Source organism: Pantoea sp. CTOTU49201 (genome assembly GCF_032054795.1).
In the GTDB taxonomy this organism is placed as follows: Bacteria; Pseudomonadota; Gammaproteobacteria; order Enterobacterales; family Enterobacteriaceae; genus Pantoea; species Pantoea symbiotica.
The window spans coordinates 1-3662 of the sequence record NZ_DAMBSA010000443.1 but is presented as its reverse complement, the minus strand read 5'-3'; the positions used below and the strand labels follow the sequence as shown (position 1 = coordinate 3662).

The 3662-nt window shown below is 59.2% G+C and carries 5 protein-coding genes and 1 pseudogene; all 6 read right to left on the bottom strand.

Annotated elements, in window-relative coordinates:
- Positions 1-43: 43 nt before the first annotated feature.
- The gene (locus RTY00_RS21770; protein ID WP_265299301.1) at positions 44-715 is read right to left on the bottom strand and encodes an urea carboxylase-associated family protein; all 672 of its coding nucleotides are present in this window, start codon (positions 713-715) and stop codon (positions 44-46) included.
- Between the two features lie 13 nt (positions 716-728).
- Positions 729-1394 carry an amino acid ABC transporter permease gene (locus RTY00_RS21765; protein WP_312666181.1) on the bottom strand — a complete coding sequence of 222 codons (666 nt, stop codon included), beginning with the start codon at positions 1392-1394 and terminating at the stop codon, positions 729-731.
- Positions 1394-2044 (bottom strand): amino acid ABC transporter permease, encoded by a 651-nt coding sequence (locus RTY00_RS21760; RefSeq protein WP_008108217.1) that lies wholly within the window; start codon positions 2042-2044, stop codon positions 1394-1396. Before RTY00_RS21760 ends, RTY00_RS21765 begins: the two co-directional genes overlap by 1 nt.
- Positions 2045-2047: 3 nt before the next feature.
- Positions 2048-2695 carry an urea carboxylase-associated family protein gene (locus RTY00_RS21755; RefSeq protein ID WP_312666180.1) on the bottom strand — a complete coding sequence of 216 codons (648 nt, stop codon included), beginning with the start codon at positions 2693-2695 and terminating at the stop codon, positions 2048-2050.
- Positions 2679-3311: a DUF1989 domain-containing protein gene (locus RTY00_RS21750; protein ID WP_008108219.1), complete on the bottom strand. Its 633-nt coding sequence runs from the start codon at positions 3309-3311 to the stop codon at positions 2679-2681. Before RTY00_RS21750 ends, RTY00_RS21755 begins: the two co-directional genes overlap by 17 nt.
- A 2-nt stretch (positions 3312-3313) precedes the next feature.
- Positions 3314-3662: pseudogene (locus RTY00_RS21745) on the bottom strand (transporter substrate-binding domain-containing protein); the annotation flags it as partial.

The following is a 3662-nucleotide window of genomic DNA, read 5'->3' as shown; positions in this document are numbered from 1 at the left end:
CCCGCGAGCGGGGGAAGGTCGGGATGGGGGACAGCGTGCACAGTCAAGCCGGAACCCACGCACCCTGCAACTGCACCTGCGGGAATCCACTGGTCAAAATACGCAGCTCGGCATCGCGCGGGGTGTTGTCGCCCTGCCCCTGAATGCTGACGATATCCTGCGGACAGGCGGAAAACGCCACAAAACAATCCATCTCGGCGCGCAGCACAATATAGTCGCCCGGCTTCGTTACCACCGGCAGCGTCTTCAGCGTGATGCCATCCGGCTGCACCTGAATATTCATAAAGATATTAAACGAGGCCAGATTGCCGTGCGGCAGCGTCACGCCTAACTCGCTCATGCCTTCAAACAGATTGTCATGGCAGTTGCGATGCGGTTCGGTGCAGCCGAGCAGCTCATAACGACGCGCGTCGCAGGCCGCCATAAAGGTGTCGTGCACGCCTGGCGAGGTATCTGCCACCAGCGTCAAAATCGGGTGGCGCTGGCTGGTGATAAAGCTGTCGCCCACTTTGGGATTGAGACGCTGATTCCACACGCGCGTCGCCTCCATACACATATATTCACTCACGTCTTCGGCGTTATACGCCCAGCAATCCACCACCTGCGTGCCGTGCAGATTAATCACCTGCACCGCTTCACCTTTCTGCAGACGCACCGCTTTGCCGTAGCGCGCGGGAATAGTCATCGCTTCACGATGCTGAAATTCAGCCGACATGTTGTTCTCCTGATTAATGCTGCATGGCACGACGATAGCGCGTCATGCGAGATTCAAGGCCGCGCGCCAGCCAGTCGATGACGCTGTTGAGCAGCCAGTAACAGAGCGCCACCGTGAGATAGATCTCCAGCGGCGCGTAGGTATCCGAAATCGCCTGTTTGGCGGCGTACATAAACTCCTGCACCGAGACAATCGACAGCAGCGCGGAGTCTTTAATCAAACCGATCATCAACCCGACCAGCGGCGACAGCATCTGCGGCAGGGTTTGCGGCAACACCACGTCGCGCAGTTGCTCGCTGCGGCTCAGGCCCAGCACGCGGCACGCTTCCCACTGCCCTTTTGGCAGCGCATTAATCGCCGAGCGGACCACCTGCGCAATATAGGGCGCGTAGTAGAGCGTTAGCGCCAGCACGCCTACCACCGGCGACGACAGCGTGATGTCATATTCCGGCAGCACAAAGTAGAGCAGATAGATCACCACCAGCAGCGGCAGCGCAAGAGTTAACCCGCTGTAAAGATTGAGCAAACGCAGCCAGAACGGCGAGGCACGCATCAGCAGTACGGCCAACAGCGCGCCCCACAGCAGCGAGCAGAGCGCTGCCACCAGACAGAGCTGCAAGGTGGCGATCAGGCCGTCACCGAGCGACGGCAAAGAGGTGATAATTGCCTGCCAATCCATTACGCCAACCTCCGTTTCGCTTCCAGACGACGCGCCGCCGCAATCAACGGCATGGCGATCAGCAGATAACCGGCCGCCACCAACAGCAACACCTGCGTGGCTTCATAGGTGCGAGCGATGACGATCTGTCCGGCGTAGGTCAGTTCGGTGAGCGCCACCACCGAAGCCAGCGGCGTGGTTTTCAGCAGAATGGTGAACTCATTCACCAGCATCGGCAGACTGGCGCGCATCACTTGTGGATTGATAACGTACCACCACGTCAGCAAGCGACTCAGGCCCAAGGTGCGCGACGCTTCAAGCTGTCCGCGCGTCACCAGACTGCGATTGACGCGCAGGATTTCCGCCACGTAAGCGCCACTGTTGAGGCCAATGGCAATCACCGCCGCCAGCATTGGCTGACCGCCCAATCCCAGCCGCGGCAAGGTGAAAAACACCACAAACAGCTGCACAATCGCCGGCGTTCCGCGCATCACGCTGACATAGAAACGCCCGATGGCGCGCCAGATCCAGGCACGACGCAGCTGCAGGAAGCAGCCGAGCTGCCCCATTACTACGCTGACTAACGACGCCAGCACGGTGAGCACCAGCGTCATCAGCAGGCCGTGTCCGAGTTCCGGCAGCGCGGCCACTACCTGTTGATCCAGCCCCATGCGTTACTCCGCGTTAAAGTCGTGCAGGTTTTCCGCCACCGACAGCAGCAATGGCGCGGGACGATCGTTGCCCTCAATGCCGGTGTTGCAGGCGGAGACGATGAACTGCGTGTCCATCACCACGCGACAGGTAATGCTGTCGCCGGCTTTGGTCAGGTTGGTTTCCGGCAGAATATCGCCTTCCCGCGTCAGCTTGACGTGCATAAACAGGTTGATGGGATCCGGCAGCTTCGACACCACCATACCCAGACGCGCCAGCTCGCCGCGCAAGGCATCAAGACAACCTTCGCCCTGATAGCCGCGCTCACGGAGAAACGCCGTGGTGGAGGCCGGCAGCAGTAGGTCGTGACGTTTCACGCTGTCTTTGCCCAGTACCATCATCGGACGGCGACGGTTATTCACCAGACGCATGCCTGAACCGAGCAGGTAGCTGTTGCTGAACACCCGCGTGTGATGCACCGACAGCCACACGGCGGGATCGGCCAGGCTAAAGCCAAACAGCGAAGCCACCGCGCCGTCGCCCTGGGCGGTGATGCGCAGTAACTGGCCGCGCAGCACGCGAATCGAACCGATGCTGCCCGGTGCAACCTGCACCGGTTCAGCAAGCGTGCGCACAGCGGTTTCTTCATAACTTTCACGCATTAACAGCATGATTCATCTCCTGAGCGTGAAAATGGTCGCTGACCACGATGTCGATGGGCGTCACCTGCAGGCCGTTACCGGGAATGATGTCCTGCGGGCAGGATGAGACCGAGCAGATGAGATCGCACAGCGCTTCAAAGGTGATGCTGTCGCCCGCTTTGCTGTTGGGATCGGTCACTTCCATGCGGCCATCGGCGGTGACCGGACCGTTCTGGAACAGGTTGAACGGCTCCGGCAGCGAGAAGTAGGTGACGCCAAATTCCTTCATTCCTTCCAGCAGGTTATCCACGCAGTTGCGATGCCCTTCGACACCGAAATCGATGCTGAAACGGGTGCGATCGCAGGCGGGCACGTTGGCGTCGTGGATGCCGATGCTGTCAGCAAGAATGCGCAGCATCGGACGGTTTTCACTCGACCACAGCGCGTCGCCCGGCTTGAAGAACAGCGAGCGCAGTTGTTGACGCGTATGCACCGGCGACAGCTTCTCATTCAGATCATCGGCATTCACCGCGACGAAATCGGCCGCCTGCTGCCCTTCACTATCAATCACGGTAATAAACTGGCCCTTGCGCACGCGGAAGGTTTTGCCAAAGCCGGCAGGCACCGTCAGGTTGGACTGGCACATAATTACTCCTGCGGAATGAAGTCGCTGGCGGGCACGGTAAAGGTGGTGCCGAGATACTGCTGCTGCAGTTTGGTCAGTTCACCCTCTTTCTGCATCGCCAGGATATGGTCGCTAATGGCTTTGTTCAGGCTGCCATCTTCTTTACGTGTCGCCCAACCCATCCACTGCGACGGGCCAACTTCGCCGACCTGCGCCACTTTACCGGCATATTTTTTCGCCACCGGCGCGAGTACCGAGATGTCGTCATAAACGAAGTCGGCGCGTTTGGTCATCAAGGTGCTGACGGTTTGATCCAGTGAATCGACGTTGATGATGGTGATCGGTTTTTTACCCTCTTTCTTCAACTGCTCG